We start from the raw sequence: 15,812 nt of genomic DNA, 5'->3' as shown, positions 1-15,812 counted from the left end.
TTTCTAGATTCATTGATTCTCTGTGCACATTCACAATATAATATTTGTACGTACATATGTCAATATTAAATATAGTTGTACATACACAATATGACAAAAACCTTCACTTTTCTAAAGCTAACACGACAGAACGGGAAAGCGCCTGTTTTTGATTCGACAACCATGTTAAAATATGTCCATACAATTTCTTCTCAATCCGAGTAGATGATCAACTGAGAAAGAAGTGAAACGATGAAAAAGAAGTACCAGATCATTATCGATGATATAAAAAGCAAAATACTCACAGGGGATTACCGGATCGGGGAACGTATTCCAACCGAATCAAGCCTGCAGGAGATGTATCAAGTGAGCAGGCATACGGTTCGAAAGGCCATCTTAGAATTGTCGAGCGAAGGGTTTTTGCGAAGTGAAAAGGGCTCAGGTACATTTGTGACCAATCAATATCAAACAAAGCCTGCTGGACATGCACATATGAAAACGATTGGGGTTATCACGACATACATATCCGATTACATTTTCCCTTCTATTATTCGAGGCATTGAAAGCCGATTAAACGAAGAGAACTATTCTTTGTTACTGGCAAGTACGAATAATGATGTGGAACAGGAGAAGAAAGCGCTAGAAATGATGCTGTCCTTTGGTGTGGACGGACTCATTGTCGAGCCGACGAAAAGCAATTTATATAATCCGAACATCTCGTACTACCTATCTTTTAAAGAACAGGATGTACCGCTCATTATGATTAATGCCTATTATGAGCAGTTAGAGGTTCCTTTTCTCTGTTTAGATGATGTGAAATCCAGTTATTTAGCCACAAAAGAGCTGATCACCTCTGGACATCAGCAAATCGGCCTGATCTCAAAAACAGATGACTTACAGGGAAAGTACCGAATGAAGGGATATATTCAAGCGCTCGGTGAAGCCAAGCTTAACTTCCTGCCTGAGCACGTCCTCTTTTTCGATACAGAATCGAAGCAGCATTTGGGAGATGATATCAAAACTTTCTTATTAGAGCATCAGCATGAGCTGACTGCCCTTGTTTGCTATAACGACGAGGTTGGATTAGAAGTTGCCAATGTATGCAGTGACATCGGGCTGTCCATTCCAGAGGATCTCTCCATTATTGGACAGGATAATTCGTATATTGCCCAGAAAAATGCCCATGTGAAGCTGACAACATTGACCCACCCTCAGGAGCAAATGGGCCGGGATGCGGCAGACTGGATGATTAAAAAAGTTCAAGGAAAAAAGAATCTCCCTCATCAAACCTTTTACGAACCTGAATTGGTTCCAGGTGAAACGATCAAACAAATGAATGCAAGAAAAAAATGAGCCCTTGCCGCAGGAGGCTCATTTTTTATATGATTAGATCTCTTCTTTAGGGGCAGGCACTGCGCATACGCCGTCTGCACATGCTGCTTCAAATGCATTGGCAGCCGCTTTCTCAGCTTGAGCTGCTTCTTCTGTCCATGCCGCTTCAAGTGCACGAAGGAAGGTATCGGCTGGCTGTGCACCTGCCACTGAATATTTGCCATTCAATAAGAAAAAAGGAACAGCAGAAATGCCAAGCTGTCTCGCCTCTTTTTCGTCTTTTCGTACATGATCTGCAAAATCTTCGCCGCTTAAAACTTGCTGTACTTCCTTCAGATCAAGACCTGCTTTTTCTGCAATTTCTAAAAGGGTTTGACGATCACCAACATGCTTTCCATCTGTGAAATACGCTTGAAACAACTCTCCCATGACGAAATCGCCTTTCCCCATTTGACCAGCATATTGCGCCAATCGATGGGCATCAAAGGTGTTTGTCAACACGAGTGGATCAAATTGAAAATCGATTCCTTTCTCTTTGCCGGCCTGCTTCACCTGCTCATTCATTGCCATGGCCTGGCTGCGGCTCATCCCATATTTTTTGACGAGCATATCATGGACATCATAATCGACCTGAGCAGGTGCATGCGGATCAAGCTCAAAGCTTTTAAACTCTATTTCTACCTGCTCCTTCTGAGGGAATTGTTCAAGCGCTGTTTCTAGCTGTTTTTTTCCTATATAACAAAAAGGACAGGCGATATCTGACCAGATTTGTACTTTCATCTTTATCTTCCTTCCATGCTTACGCTTTTTCTTTAACGATGTAACTATTATAGTTACATCCAATCGATGATGTCAAGATTCTGCTCTTGATTTAGATAAAAAAAGCCTCTCCTTCTAAGAAAGGAAAGGCTTTGAAAATGACTATTCTAAATTTGCATGGTGACCATACATTTTATGTGTGTCGAGCTCTTTTATTTCCATTAAACGTAAAATGACCGCATCGTATGTCAGAAGAAGCAATTGCTCAAATAGTGAGCCCATTGGCTGCATGGTATGATGGCTTCCTTCCTTTTGATCCTTTGGCGCACCTGACAGTAAAATGACTTCATCCGATAGATCAGCTAGAGGTGACTCAGCTGAAAGCGTGAAAGCTGCCACTTTTCCGCCAATTGCTTTTGCCTTTTTTGCAAGGACAAGCAAGGTCTCTGTTCGACCAGAGCCGCTCCCCACAATCAAGAGATCTTCTTCTGTAAAGGAAGGAGTATTGGTCTCACCGATCACATAAGCCTTGACGCCAATATGTGTGAGTCTCATGGCAAATGATTTTCCCATCAAACCAGACCTGCCAGCCCCTGCCACAAAGACCTTTCTTGCAGCTAAAATGCTTGAGACAAGCCGCTCCGTTTGTTCGTCTTGAATAGCGGGCGAGTGCTCAGAAAGCTCATTCAAAATGGCTTTCACATAGTCACTGGTCTTCATGATTGTGCGATCAGCTGCTTCATTTGTGCGGCCACTTCTGCTTTATTGTCCTGGCTTGCGATACCGCCGCCGACAATGATCAAATCAGGATTTAATTTCACGACTTCAGGTAACGTATCAAGCTTAATTCCGCCTGCAATGGCTGTTTTCGCTTGTTTGACGACTTGTTTAATGGTCATAAGGTCAGCAAATGAGTTTTGACCAACCGCTTGCAGATCATAGCCTGTGTGTACACAAATATAATCGACTCCAAGCTCATCCAGCTCTTTTGCCCGGCCAGCGATATCTTTGATACCAATCATATCAACTAAAATCTGTTTCCCTCTTGCTTTCGCTTCTTTCACCGCTCCTTGAATGGACATATCTTCTGCCGCTGCAAGAATGGTGACGATATCCGCTCCAGCTTCAGATGCCTGCTGCACTTCATAACCGGCCGCATCCATAATTTTCAGATCAGCGAGTACACGTAAATTCGGAAAAGCCTGTTTGACTTCTTTTACAGCACGAAGCCCTTCGTTGATCACAACAGGTGTCCCAATTTCGACCACATCAATAGATCCTTCTACTTCTTTGATCAGCTCAATCGCTTCTGGTATATTCACTAAATCTAATGCTAATTGTAATTTCATCAATGTTCACTCCCGTTTTTTCATCTCATCTTCAAGAGCTCTGCGAATGATGCTTCTTGAACGATGAAATGAGTATAACAACAGGATGGAAGCAATCCAAGTACGCACTTTTTTTTTACATACTATACTTTTTCGCATATGGTCACAAAAAAGATACTGTCTTTCGACCAGTATCTTTTGCAGTATTACTATTTATCATCCTTTAAAAAATTGCTGTCGAGATATTGTTTTCCCCAATCATACATCGCCTCTAAAATCGGCATTAAGCTTTCTCCTAGTTCTGTGAGGGAATATTCAACTTTTGGCGGAACGACAGGATAAACCTCCCGATGCACAATGTGGTCTTCCTCTAATTCTCTTAGCTGATTGACAAGCATTCTTTGCGTAATTCCAGGCATTAACGACTTTAACTCACCAAACCGTTTTGTCCCTTCTCTGCCAAGGTGCCATAAAATCAGCATTTTCCACTTACCGCCGATAATATTCAGCGTCAGCTCTTTTTCGCAGTTGAACACTTTATTTTCCATACGTGATGACAACAACATACACTCCTTTTATTACAAACCATTTACCCTATATCATATGCTGCGGCAAAATGGATTGCCTAGCATATGGTCTTCGTTATTGATTTTGTTTTTTGACAAAAGCCATAACAGCCTCTGTCATGTCTTGCGCTTCTTTTGGCGCTCTGTCTGATCCAAACCATTTGTTCAGATCACTATGGCTCAGCGTATGCACCCGAAAAACAAACCGAGAGCCTTTATCATGATTTAGTTTTTCTGCAAATCGGTACACCTCAGGATTTTCCCAGCCTGTAACCAAATAGACAGGAGGTACATTCTTTTGATTCATATAAGTGACAGGTGATGCCCTTGTCCAATCCTCCTCTTGTTTGCCAAAGACTTTTTTGTACGATGGAATGGCTTGTATAAATTGATTGAGGTTTAACGGCCCGTCTAGAACAACAATGGAATTGATCGTGTTTGGCGACAGCCCCACACGTTTTAAGTAGGTCGAATCTGTGGCAACGAGCGCCGTCAAATGACCGCCCGCTGAGTGACCCATGACATTGATTTTTGATGAATCGATTTGATATTCACCTGCATGATCCTTGACCCATTTAATGGCGTTTGCCGTATCATCTGCCATCTGCTCATAGTTGGCATCAGGGTGAAGCCTGTAATTCATCGAAACAAACACATACCCTTGACCCGTAAAATAATCAGCCTTTGAAGCGACTCTATTCTTATCGCCGCCTGTCCAGCCGCCGCCATGGAGATAGATCATGACTGGATGCTTCTTCTTATTGTCTTCATCTTTTCCCTTTGGCATATACATATCGAGTGTTTGCTGTTTGTTTTGTGTGTCTGCATAATGGATGTTCGTCGTCGGCTTAGGCTGGTTTAAACGGAACACAAAGAATGCGCATACCAATAAGCCCGCGATGACAGCCGCAAATAAGAGCCATTTCGTGATTCGTTTCAATGTCATTGCACCTTTCTATGTTGGGATGAAGAAGCATGATTAGCACATATGTAGATAGACTAGCACGATTCATTTGATACGACTTGTATGACTTGAACTGTTTGACAATAAAAAGAAAAATACTGTTCTTCATAATCTTAGACAAAGTAATTCAAACATTCCCAGCCTCTATCCAAAAGTTGAATGTTCAAAAAAAGAGAGGAATCGTTTGTTAACTCCAAATCTTTGATTTGAACAGAAGAGACGTTGGTAAATTTCAGATGAATGTCTGCTTTATGGGTTGCAGATTCGTATGGGATGTGTAGATGAATACAGTTGATCAAGTCGTAATGTTCATTATACTCTTTAAAGTAGTGAAATTCATTGATTTGCTTTAGATGGTTGATATTGAAATCAGGGATTTGTTTCTGGACTTTTTCATTTAAAAACCATGTCATCGTTTGTCCTCCAAGAGGTTATTGTATAAGTGCAATGATTCGTTTTCTTGTTTCTTCATGGTATTGAACATAGGAATGCAATAAAGGATACGATTCAAGGATCTGTTGATACGTTTTGATTTGGGGATATTGCTCTTCAAATGACTGACGCAGCACGTTTAACTGTTTTTTCGGTATTCGTTTATGATCGACCACATAACTTAAGCTGCCTGCAACAAGTGAAAAAAACATATAAAAATCATCTGAGTACATACCAGTTTCTTCTTCAAAAGAGATGATATCATCTGGATAAGATGAATCTAATAAGTATTGATAACGTTGTTTTACATCATCGAATAAACATTGTTTATCACGGCTGATTTTCATGGATTTCTTCCCAACCTCTCATTGTTTTTAATTCTTATTTAGACGCTAATAAGATCTTCCTATACACTGCAAACAAATTCTTGTGAATCGAAACTTACGTTTTTCGATTCTATTGCGAGTAACATCCCATTGATGTTAAATAGAAAATTTGCATTTGAATCAAATTCTTCAAGTAGTTCATTGTTCAAGTTCCCTGTATCATAAAGATGAAAGACAGATTTAAAATTTTCTATTTTACCCCTTCTGTTATTAATTCTTCAAATCTAGAATTACCTTACCACATTTATAAATCGTATTTCATGATGAGTGACATTTTGTAATTTTGATTATTTTATTTTCAATTATTCTCTTGAATTACTTTTTACTTATATTTGTAGAATAATTTTTAATTCTTGGACTTCTTTTGTATTACCTCTATAACAATACACTTACTTTAACTTTCGTAAAAGTTTATAAGGTTCCATAAAACTATATACCCTTTTGGCATATCTTCTCATGTTTAAAATTTGGGCAACAAATAAATAACAAAAAATGCGCCTTTTAGTGAATAAAATACTAAAAGGCACATTTCTACTAAAGCTATTTATATTTTCTTATCCATTCTTCCAAATCCTCTTCTGTGTGGAAATAGGAATTGGGAGCATCTTTCAAATCAATTCCACTTAGAAGAATCAGCATATCCCAAACTTTTTCATCATCGACTTCAGGATCATCTGCACTAACATAAATCTCAGCCCAATCAGAAACTTCTTCTCTAGTCATAGTCCCATTTAAGACTTTTTGTATTTTATTTATACAGTCTATCATTTCTGGTTCGACCATAAATTACCACTTCCCTATATACTGACCTTTACTGTTAAAGCGGTAATGCACTTTAACTTTACCATTTTGTGGTCTTACTTGTCTTACTTTACCACGATGATCAATAGTTTCATGCCATGTTCTCTTTTTTCCTGTTTTATAATTCCATTCTCTTACTACTCTTCTGCCCGCCATTTCCCCTTTTTTCTTAGCCGGTGTTACGTGGCCATAGTAACGGTAACGTCCCCCAGATAAATGCCTAACTTTTGCCTTGCCATATTTTTGTGATTGCTTATAATGTTCTTTTAATTTGCTATGCCTAGCAGCATTGTGGGCAATATTTGAAGATCGTTTAGCACGCTTTACTACTTTTAACACCTTAAATACCTTCCCAGGTCCAAAATTCGAAGCTGCTGCTAAAGCTGCGCCTTTCCAGCCCTTGCCTGATTTATAAGCTTTGTATCCATCATATACCGCAAATCCAGCATTGACAACAAACCATACCCAATGTCCGTCTGGGTCCACATTCATGACTGGGTTGTTGTTTCCATAGGTATATCCGTTTTGATCTAGTGAATCTCCATCGCTTCCTGGGTCTGGGTCAAGTGATAGGAATACGCCGTTTCTTGGTTCATAGTAGCGGGCGATTAAATAGTAAAGTCCTGTTTCTTCGTCGAAGCGGTAACCTGCATAGCGATATGGGTTTCCTTTTACTTCTTCATCTTCTTTTACCTTTGTTGGGACGCCCCATGTATCGTATTCGTACTCAGCAACGATTTTCCCTGCACTATTGGTCATGGCAATGACATCACCGTGTGCATTGTAGTGATAGAAATATTTGTTTCCATTTTGCGTGAATGATAGGAGTTGTCCACTCTCACCGTATGTGTATGCTTTTGTGACTTCGTTGTCTCCATCTGTTTCGTATAAAACATTCAAGCTGTCGCCGTCATAAAAGTAATTGGTGACTTTTCCATTCACTGTTTTTTGAATTCTATATCCACGCTCATCATATTTGTAAGTGACAAATGGCTTGTCTTCGCCTTTTTTCTTGATGGCCGTTATGTTATCTTCTGCATCCCATTCATAAAGGAATTGTCCGTCAGACGTTCGGTTGCCATTTTTGTCATAAGTTAAAGTCTCATCATTTACCTTTGTCAGTTGGTTCATGATGTTGAATGATGCGCTCATTGTTTTCTTGGCGCCATTTTTTTCAATCGTTACAGTTTTTCTGTTCCCAAATCCATCATACGTGTACTCAATGACCGTTCCATCTGGATGAGTTTCTTTGATCAATTGATCTAATTTTCCATACTCATAACGAATCTTCCCGTTAGTGCCTTGATCAACCGTTATTCTGTTTCCATTTTGATCATATTCGTAGGCTTCGTTTAAGATCGTTGCCCCTTGGCTTGTTCCAATATGCAAATTGTTGATTAAATTGCGCTCATCATAAGCAAAACTAGCACCACTGCCGTTACCTGTAATAAAGGACTGGACATTTCCATTTTCATCATAATCAAACGAATACGTAGAACTCGAATCCTTCATCTGCGTCATTTGATCAAGCTTATTGTAACTGAATTGGTTCGTCCCTTTTTGATTTCCGTGTGTCCACTCAAAAGATTTTAGTTTATCTGAATCGGCTGGATACGTCCAAGTTTGACTGCTGCCACGCTCTGTTAACTTTGTGATGCGGTTTTGTTGGTCGAACGTTCTGTTTTTGGTTGTGTTTTGTTCTTTGTTAACAACCGTTGTTTCGTTTCCGTTTTTATCATAGCTAAAGTTATATTTTTCTGTCCCATTGTATGACTTGGATTTCACTCGGTCTGTTCCATCATACGTGAGAGACACTTCATGTCCATTTGCAGAAATGGTTTTGATTAAGTTGCTATTCGCATCATATTCACTTTTCAACACATTCCCTAATGGATCAATGGTTTTTGTCAATTTGCCCATTAGGTCGTATTCGAATTGATACGTCTGATCTGACTCTGCACGAATGGTTTTCGACTGTTCATTGCCCTCTTTATCATACGTTCTCACAATGGATGTCCCGTTAGATAAAGTGATTTTCTTCAGCTGATCAGCCTGGTCATATTCGAATGTTGTTTTTTCGCCTTTCGCATCTGTTTCAGAGAGTTTTTTGCCTGTTTCATCGTAGGCAGATTGAGATGAGTAACCAAGCTCATCCTCTTCTTTAACTGCATAGTTCCCTTTATCGTCGTAAGTGGTTTTCGTTAACAGACTACCTTCTACTAGACGGATATCATCAAACCAAACCGTTCCAGTCGCGCTTTTTTGGAAAACAATCTGCACGTCGACTTTTTTCAATGGTTTTGTTTTTGGTATAACAACCGCCGCTCGGTTCCACTCCTGTGTACCGGTTGGGAATTTGGCATTAAACGTTCCTGTTGTGCCATCTGTATACGTAACGGACGCTTGAAGTGAGTAATCATTTTCATTTGAGGCTTTGACATTTTCAGCCTTAGACATCCCAGTCAGGGTGACATACATAGATTGATCATTCGCACTTTGTTCAATCGGTACAGATTGTTTATAGATGGCATTTGCTTGAGATGAAGATGTTCTGGTCATTTTTAACGAAACGTCATCATTAAAGCCTTCTTCATTATCTAATGAACCACCTGTTCCGCTCCAGCTTGTTGTTTTATCCGTAAAGGAATTATTTTTGACTGGATTATAACTTGATGAAACTTCGCCTTTTTCCAGCTGAATCTCATCGAACCAGGCTTTTCCTTTTCCAGCCTTATCTCGATGATCTACTTCCATATAGATCACAGCTTTACCTGCATGAGACGGCGTCGTAAACGTGACTTGGCGTTTTGTCCAATCGTTTTTGCCTGATAATGTGCTGTAACCGTTGCTGATCCATTGAATTCGTTTGTTATTTGTATCTCTTAAATCAATGTTAAAAAATGCTCTTGCTTTCGTTAGCTCTGTCTTTATTTTTCCATTAAGTGTATACGTCGTATTTGGCTCTAGTGTCACTTCTTGAGTAGCAGAAGAATAGCCAAGTTCTGTTCCTTCAGTTGTCGATTGTGAACTGATTTCTAATACCCGGCCGCCAGATAACACACCACTTTTCCCAGCTGTTTGCGCTAATTTCCCGTCATCCTTAGATGCTGTAAGCTTCCAGCCAGTTAGCGTATCTTCAAAACTGCCATTTTTTAATATACTCGCACCTGCAGCAAGTTCTTTACTCGTTTGTACCAAATTCCCGTACGAGTCATAAATACTTGCTGAAGACATATTTCCACTTTGATCCGTTTCAGATACAGCATCTAATCCATCATAGGCGATATCTGTAATATCTCCTTCTGTATCTTTCACTTTAGTGACATCATTATTTTTGTTATACTCGTAGGTTTCTGTCCCATAAGGATCTTTCGCCTGAATGACGTTGCCATTTTTGTCATACGAATAGCTTTCTGTAGCTTTTCCTTTCTCTACATCATTTGGGTCAGTTTCTTCTACGATTTGATTGCCTTCATATTTCGTTTTAGTGGTGATTTTAAGCCCTTCCGCATCATCTACAACTTGAATTGGATTGGCTGCTTCGTTATACGTATACTGTATTTTTCGCCCGTTTGGCTGCGTTAGCATGAGTGTCTTTTTAGATAAATCATATGCATACTCAAAGGTTTCTTTTTTTGCATTAATTGCCTTGACTAAACGATGATTTTCATATTGATATTCTGTAAAAACAGGCTGATCTTTTGTACTGTTTTGAGAGAATTGTTTAATCAATCTGCCTTCTTTATCGTATTCATATGAGATACTTGTTCCATCTGAATCAATGACTTTCGTTAGTAAACCTGCATCATACTCATATGAAAGCTTTTTCCCTTTTGGTCCTTGAACCGAAATGATATGACCATCTTCATCATAATCCATTGTTATTTTTCGGCCAGATGCATCTTCCATTGAAGTGAGCTGATTGTTTTCGTTATATTTGTATGTCGTTGTATTTTTATGTCCATCTACAACCTTGGTGATCTTCCCACCGTTTTTACTAAAGTGCGCAAAGGTTTGATCCTTCGTTTTTAACATGTATTCATCTTTTGATTCCGTTAATTCAAGGAAAATACCTGTTGGTGGTTGATACGTACCATCTGCTTTTTTTGTAAAAACATGAGTTGTGGCATCTTCATCAAGATAGATGACACCTTCTTTTGTTGGCGTGATACTCGTTTCTACATCTGCGTACCACCCTTGACCAAACAGGTGGTCAGCTGCATCTAAACTATTGTAGGTTCGACCCATTCCAAGTCCTGGTCCTCTTCCATCAATCGACATTTCTTCTTCACTGACAATCACATTCCCAGTTGCACCATTAAGCTGACCGTCTGGTATATCAATAATCGACCAGTAATCCTCTGTTCCAAGGAATTCGGCCCCTTCATGGAATGTCGGGTTAAAGGCTGGTGTCGGAATCGTTTCTCCATTTGCATCGTAGGCGGAAAGGGTAAAGGAGTAGTTCTTGCGTCCTTTATAATTTCCATTTGCATTTTCATATACTGGTGATGGGTCTAGCGCTAATTCTCCACCCTTTCCATCTGTATGAAGCACATATTTCCCACTTTTAACTTCAGTAGGAGTCGGCCAAATATTCTTGTTTTGTGTTGTCCAATGATCGACATCACCCACATCAAATGATTGATATGCCTTACCATTATAGATGTTAATTTTATATCCTTTTGCATTTTTCACTTTGTCCCAATGTAAATTGATATAACCTGTTTGGCTCTCTTTTGTATTGGTATAAGCATAACCAGATAAAGCTTTCGGTCTAGATAAATCAGGTAAAGTTGGTCCAGCTGGCGGTGAAGCAATAGCTTCTCCATCTTTATTATAGGCAATCACTCTGAAGGAATAATGTTTTTGAGCCGCATCTCCTCCAGCATTTTTGTAAGTCGCACCAGGATGAATTGGAAGCTCTGCCCCTTTTTCATCTTGGAGATGCAATGCATATTTACCTGCTTTGATCTCAGCAGCTGTCGGCCATACTTTTTTCCCTTTTGTTGACCATGAAGTTTGATTCCCAAGATCCAACGTCTCATAGCTTTTCCCATTAAACATTTGTATTTTATAACCGGTCGCACCGGAAACTGAATTCCAAGAAAGATCAAAGTAACCTGTTGCATTATTATTATTGAATCCTTTTGTACTAGGTGCTTTCGCTCTAGCCACATTCGGCATGACAGGTTTTACTTTTGCTGACATTGCGCCTTCACCTTGGTCAAAAATCGCACTTACAGCTACCCAATAATTTTTACTTGTTGCATAATTGCCACCTGAGTTTTTGTAAACTGGGGAAGGATCAACTGCTAATTCAGTTCCACCTTTTCCGTCTAAATGAAGTTTATATTTTTTAGCTGCAATCTCGCTTGCTGTTGGCCATATATTCTTTCCTTTTGTACTCCATGATGCCACATTTCCAACTGAAATGGCTTCATACTCTTTTCCGTTGTATAACCACACTTTGTAGCCTTTTGCACCAGCTACCTTTTTCCAACTTAAATTGAAGTAGCCTGTACCATTTCCATTACTAAAACCTTTTACAGTTGGTGCATTTGCCTGTGGAATGGTATACGTTACTTCAATGACTGGTTTATTGGTAGAGTTTGTTGATGAGATTATTTTTTTCCAATGGTCTTGCCCATTTCCATTTGCATGTAATTTAAAGCCATAGTTAGCTGTTCCGCTATTCCAAGCTTTGATGGTTGAAGTCACATCATAGCTCGCCCATTGTCCTTTATATACATTGGCTTTGCCGATGTTTTTGGAGCTTGGTTTATTGTTCCACGTTAGTTTTGTATGATCATAGTTGGCATTCACTGTATCCAGCCAAAGACCAGTAGCCTTCGTCCCGTAATATGAATGAGCAACATATGTTTTGAGCGTCGCTTTCGTTACATTCATATTTTGAATCGGTTTGAATGAGTTAAACTTCATGAACGCATAGTTTGTACCAGTTGTTTTATCGTAATAACCTGTTTTGAGTACATAACTTTTAAGTTTAGCGTCCCATTTTTGCGTAGAGGATGAATAATTTGTTGTTGGGTACTTACTCATGATAAATGTGTCTGCTGATACAGATAAAGAAGTCGAAGGATCGATAGACACAGGATAAACTCGTTCAGGATCTTTGAGCCATTTTTCATCTGCTGTCACATGAAGTAAATAGCCATCGTCTTCTTTTTCTAATTTAAAGCTCACATCTTCTGAGCGAGCCACTTCACCTGACTTTTCATCTAAATTAGAATCAGTCATAAACGGTTTCGGGACTTGAAAAATGGTCCGTTTTTTCTGATCGTAAAATGTAATAGAACCGTCTTCCTCAATTTCCCCAGTTAGATCTGTCTTTATTTTAAATGTAAATGAATTGTAGCCATCATATTGATTGAGTACAATATCTTCCTTGATGTTTTCATTAAAGGTGAATGATTGTAAATCTATATTTGGAAATACCTCTTCATATGTAAGCTCGTTGGTGTTCTCTTTAAATTGTGCAGAGGTATCTTTGGAATTGATTTCTGATTTGTTTTTCCCTGAAGCTTTTAAAATTGAAAATTCAATTTGATGCTTCTTGTGTTCAAATGTCGCATATAGTCCTTGTTTCATTTGCTTTTGAAAAGTAGTTTCTAATTTCGCATTTTCTGTTTCTATTTCTTTTTTCGAGATCGTCTTTAATTCTGGAGAGATGTCCTCCCATTCTGCATCTGGAGCCTCTTTAATATGAATAGGATCAGGATACACCTCTTGTGTAAATACACCCTCTCCTTCATAAAAAAGTTTGCTGTTTTCTGTTCTTTCTGAAAGAACTTCTCCGTCTTTTCCAATTTCATCTTCGTCAATTCCTGCCATTTCCAGGGCTTTTGAATCATCAAACTCTTCTAAGCTGTTATGACTTGATTTTGTATTTTTGTCATGTTCTTCTGCAAAAATATCAGAAGGTAACATTGATAAAAGCATCACAAAGGCTAGTAGTGCCGCGATATTCCTTTTCCATTTTACTTTTCTTTTTAGGTTCATATTAATCTCCTTATCATATATTTGTAACATTTGTAACATTGCGCCATATATAATAATACATTTGAAATGATACTTCAATATATTTCTATAAATATATCATTCTTTCAAACTAATCCATATATCATCAACTTATCTATATATCCCCTTTTTCACACATAAAAAAGCACCCTAAACGGATGCTTCTATCAAATGATATTTTTTCAAAATGCGATAGGTAATGTCTTTTGCTTCTATGCCTGTGCCTTTGATATTTGTGGCGAAGATGTAGGTTTTGTGTTCATGTTTGATAAAACCTACGTACCAGCCGATGTCTGATCCGGAGCCTGTTTTGCCGTATAGGGTGGCATGTTTCTCTTCTTCTTGTACCATCATTCGTTTGACTGTTCTCATGTTCTTTAGGTCAAATGGAAGAGTCTCTTCATATAGCTGTTTGAGGAAACGAACTTGTTCGATGGGAGAAATTCGCAGGGTACTGCTTAACCAAAATTGATCGATTCCGCCAGATATGTCTTTGTTCCCATAATGAATGGCTTTCACCCAATGATTCATGCGTTCTTCTCCAATGTCACGCGCCATGGCTTGATAGTACCAGACGACTGAATCTCTCATGCCGGAACCAAGTGTATGATCCCTATTCCAGTTATCAATCTCTCTTTTCACTCCGTCCCAATATTTGATGTCGTATTCATCTCTCACTGCGCCTGTTTGGAGTCCGATTAAGGCATTTGCTACCTTAAATGTCGATTGAGGCGCAAAGCGCTCTTTCGCTCTTTTTTTGTTATACACCCAAGGGGACTTTTCTTTTACTTCTTGAATCACAAACGTGCCTTCCCGATCTTTCATGAATTCATCTACTGACCATGCTGGTGATGCTCCTTCAGTTGATGAAGGCTGGCTTATACAAAGTGCCATCAGCATCATGCCAGTAATGAGCCATTTTATATACTTTTTCTTCAAAACAATCGCTCCTTTTCCCATGATTCCATTGATTGTAGCATGTTGAGCGATGAGATATAAGGTACGCTTGTCCTCTTTTCTTTCAAACAAAAAAAGCCGGTTCATCCGGCTTTTTGCTGTATATTAGCTTTCTTTTTTCTCTTCAATGGCCTGCTTCGCGATTTTTGAAATCGTCATATCGTCCATTGGCGGGTTATGGAGCCCGGCCCGAATATCTCGATAGTAACGCTGCAGTGGACAGTCAAGGCTTAAGCTTTTTGCACCGACTAAACGCATGGCTTTATCGACAACTTGCAGACTGTGATTGACGACTGCATGTTTCACAGCGCCGAATTCATTGATTAACAGCTCTCTTTTCTCCGGCTTTTCATACAATGTCGTCGTTGAATAGATGACGTGACGTGCTTGCTTTAATAGTAAGTCGATTTCACCAATAAGTGTTTGGACATTTGGCAGATCACTAATCGTTCCGCTGATGCTGTTCGGTGAATGGGTGATGGCATACTGAACAGCATAGTCTCTTGCCGCTTGCGCAATCCCTAAATAGCAGGACGGAATATGTGCAATCCAAGGATTTAGCGTACCACCGCGTGGCCCTTTTTGCACCTCAACAAGCATGTCATCTGAAACCTTCACCTGATCTAAGATTAAATCATGACTTTCAGTTCCTCTCATGCCCACAACATTCCACGTTTCTTCTATTGAAACACCTTCTGTCTCACGATGAATTAAGAAGAAGCCCATGGCCTCTTTTTCTTCAATCCATACGCCGACTAAAAAGTATGTAAGTGCTGGTGACATCGTTGTGAAAATTTTACGTCCATTGATGATCCACTCATTACCTGATCTAGTGGCTGTTGTCCCAGGCTTCCCGCCTCTTGTTGGACTGCCTGTCTGCGCCTCGCTCACAGCACGGTTGACAAGGGCGCCCTTCTTCACTTCTTCCGCAAAGAATTGCAGCTGCTGCTCATTCCATTGTTTCTTTTCGTAGATTTCGCCTACAACCCCTTGGTGCCAGCCGATGGATAAGGCAGTCGCTCCGTCCATACTGCCGAGCGTCTCTTGAAACAGAACCATATCCTTCACAGATTGACCTCCGCCTCCGTATTCAGCAGGAAGAGACAACGTCGTATAGCCCATCTCTATTAATGATTCAATGTTTTTTTCAGGAAAATAAGCGCCTTCATCGTGTTCTTTTGCCGTTTGTTCGATCGTTTCACGAAGAGATTCTAGTTGATGAAGCCATGTTTTTTGAAAATCGGTATCAACAAATAATGCTTTAGACAAA

The 15,812-nt window shown here is 39.5% G+C and carries 13 protein-coding genes; 1 reads left to right on the top strand and 12 read right to left on the bottom strand.

What is annotated here, in order from left to right; genetic code table 11:
• Window positions 1–231 precede the first annotated feature (231 nt).
• Window positions 232–1,332, top strand: a complete 1,101-nt coding sequence (locus C6347_RS15635) for a GntR family transcriptional regulator (protein ID WP_060596625.1) — start codon at window positions 232–234, stop codon at window positions 1,330–1,332.
• A gap of 33 nt (window positions 1,333–1,365) precedes the next feature.
• Here C6347_RS15635 and C6347_RS15630 read toward each other — a convergent pair whose 3' ends face one another.
• The 12 genes from C6347_RS15630 to C6347_RS15580 all read right to left on the bottom strand — a co-directional run bounded on the left by C6347_RS15630 (window position 1,366) and on the right by C6347_RS15580 (window position 15,811).
• Window positions 1,366–2,091: a DsbA family oxidoreductase gene (locus tag C6347_RS15630; protein ID WP_106071795.1), complete on the bottom strand. Its 726-nt coding sequence runs from the start codon at window positions 2,089–2,091 to the stop codon at window positions 1,366–1,368.
• Window positions 2,092–2,232: 141 nt separating this feature from the next.
• Window positions 2,233–2,790 carry a 6-phospho-3-hexuloisomerase gene (hxlB, locus tag C6347_RS15625; RefSeq protein ID WP_066030626.1) on the bottom strand — a complete coding sequence of 186 codons (558 nt, stop codon included), beginning with the start codon at window positions 2,788–2,790 and terminating at the stop codon, window positions 2,233–2,235.
• Complete coding sequence (gene hxlA, locus C6347_RS15620) at window positions 2,787–3,419, bottom strand: 3-hexulose-6-phosphate synthase (RefSeq protein ID WP_003216301.1); 633 nt, start codon at window positions 3,417–3,419, stop codon at window positions 2,787–2,789. Before hxlA ends, hxlB begins: the two co-directional genes overlap by 4 nt.
• A gap of 188 nt (window positions 3,420–3,607) precedes the next feature.
• Window positions 3,608–3,964 carry a transcriptional activator HxlR gene (gene hxlR, locus C6347_RS15615; RefSeq protein WP_029708013.1) on the bottom strand — a complete coding sequence of 119 codons (357 nt, stop codon included), beginning with the start codon at window positions 3,962–3,964 and terminating at the stop codon, window positions 3,608–3,610.
• 76 nt (window positions 3,965–4,040) lie between these two features.
• A complete protein-coding gene (locus C6347_RS15610; RefSeq protein WP_106071794.1) occupies window positions 4,041–4,910 on the bottom strand; it encodes an alpha/beta hydrolase in 870 nt (289 codons plus the stop codon).
• A gap of 131 nt (window positions 4,911–5,041) precedes the next feature.
• Complete coding sequence (locus tag C6347_RS15605) at window positions 5,042–5,341, bottom strand: hypothetical protein (RefSeq protein WP_258182075.1); 300 nt, start codon at window positions 5,339–5,341, stop codon at window positions 5,042–5,044.
• An 18-nt stretch (window positions 5,342–5,359) separates the two neighbouring features.
• Window positions 5,360–5,707: a YxiJ family protein gene (locus tag C6347_RS15600; RefSeq protein ID WP_106071793.1), complete on the bottom strand. Its 348-nt coding sequence runs from the start codon at window positions 5,705–5,707 to the stop codon at window positions 5,360–5,362.
• 59 nt (window positions 5,708–5,766) lie between these two features.
• Window positions 5,767–5,895: a YxiG family protein gene (locus C6347_RS19710; RefSeq protein ID WP_483861155.1), complete on the bottom strand. Its 129-nt coding sequence runs from the start codon at window positions 5,893–5,895 to the stop codon at window positions 5,767–5,769.
• Between the two features lie 391 nt (window positions 5,896–6,286).
• Window positions 6,287–6,529 (bottom strand): DNA-binding protein, encoded by a 243-nt coding sequence (locus C6347_RS15595; RefSeq protein ID WP_050943707.1) that lies wholly within the window; start codon window positions 6,527–6,529, stop codon window positions 6,287–6,289.
• Between the two features lie 3 nt (window positions 6,530–6,532).
• Window positions 6,533–13,567 (bottom strand): DNRLRE domain-containing protein, encoded by a 7,035-nt coding sequence (locus C6347_RS15590; RefSeq protein WP_106071792.1) that lies wholly within the window; start codon window positions 13,565–13,567, stop codon window positions 6,533–6,535.
• Between the two features lie 168 nt (window positions 13,568–13,735).
• Complete coding sequence (blaBPU, locus tag C6347_RS15585; protein ID WP_106071851.1) at window positions 13,736–14,524, bottom strand: BPU family class D beta-lactamase; 789 nt, start codon at window positions 14,522–14,524, stop codon at window positions 13,736–13,738.
• A gap of 123 nt (window positions 14,525–14,647) precedes the next feature.
• Entirely contained in the window at window positions 14,648–15,811 is a 1,164-nt protein-coding gene (locus C6347_RS15580; RefSeq protein WP_106071791.1) for an acyl-CoA dehydrogenase family protein, read from the bottom strand.
• Window position 15,812 lies beyond the last annotated feature (1 nt).

It is taken from the genome of Bacillus sp. NMTD17, assembly GCF_002998735.1.
Lineage (GTDB): Bacteria > Bacillota > Bacilli > Bacillales > Bacillaceae > Bacillus.
Note: the sequence above shows the minus strand (reverse complement) of the source record. Positions and strands in the feature narration are given on the sequence as shown.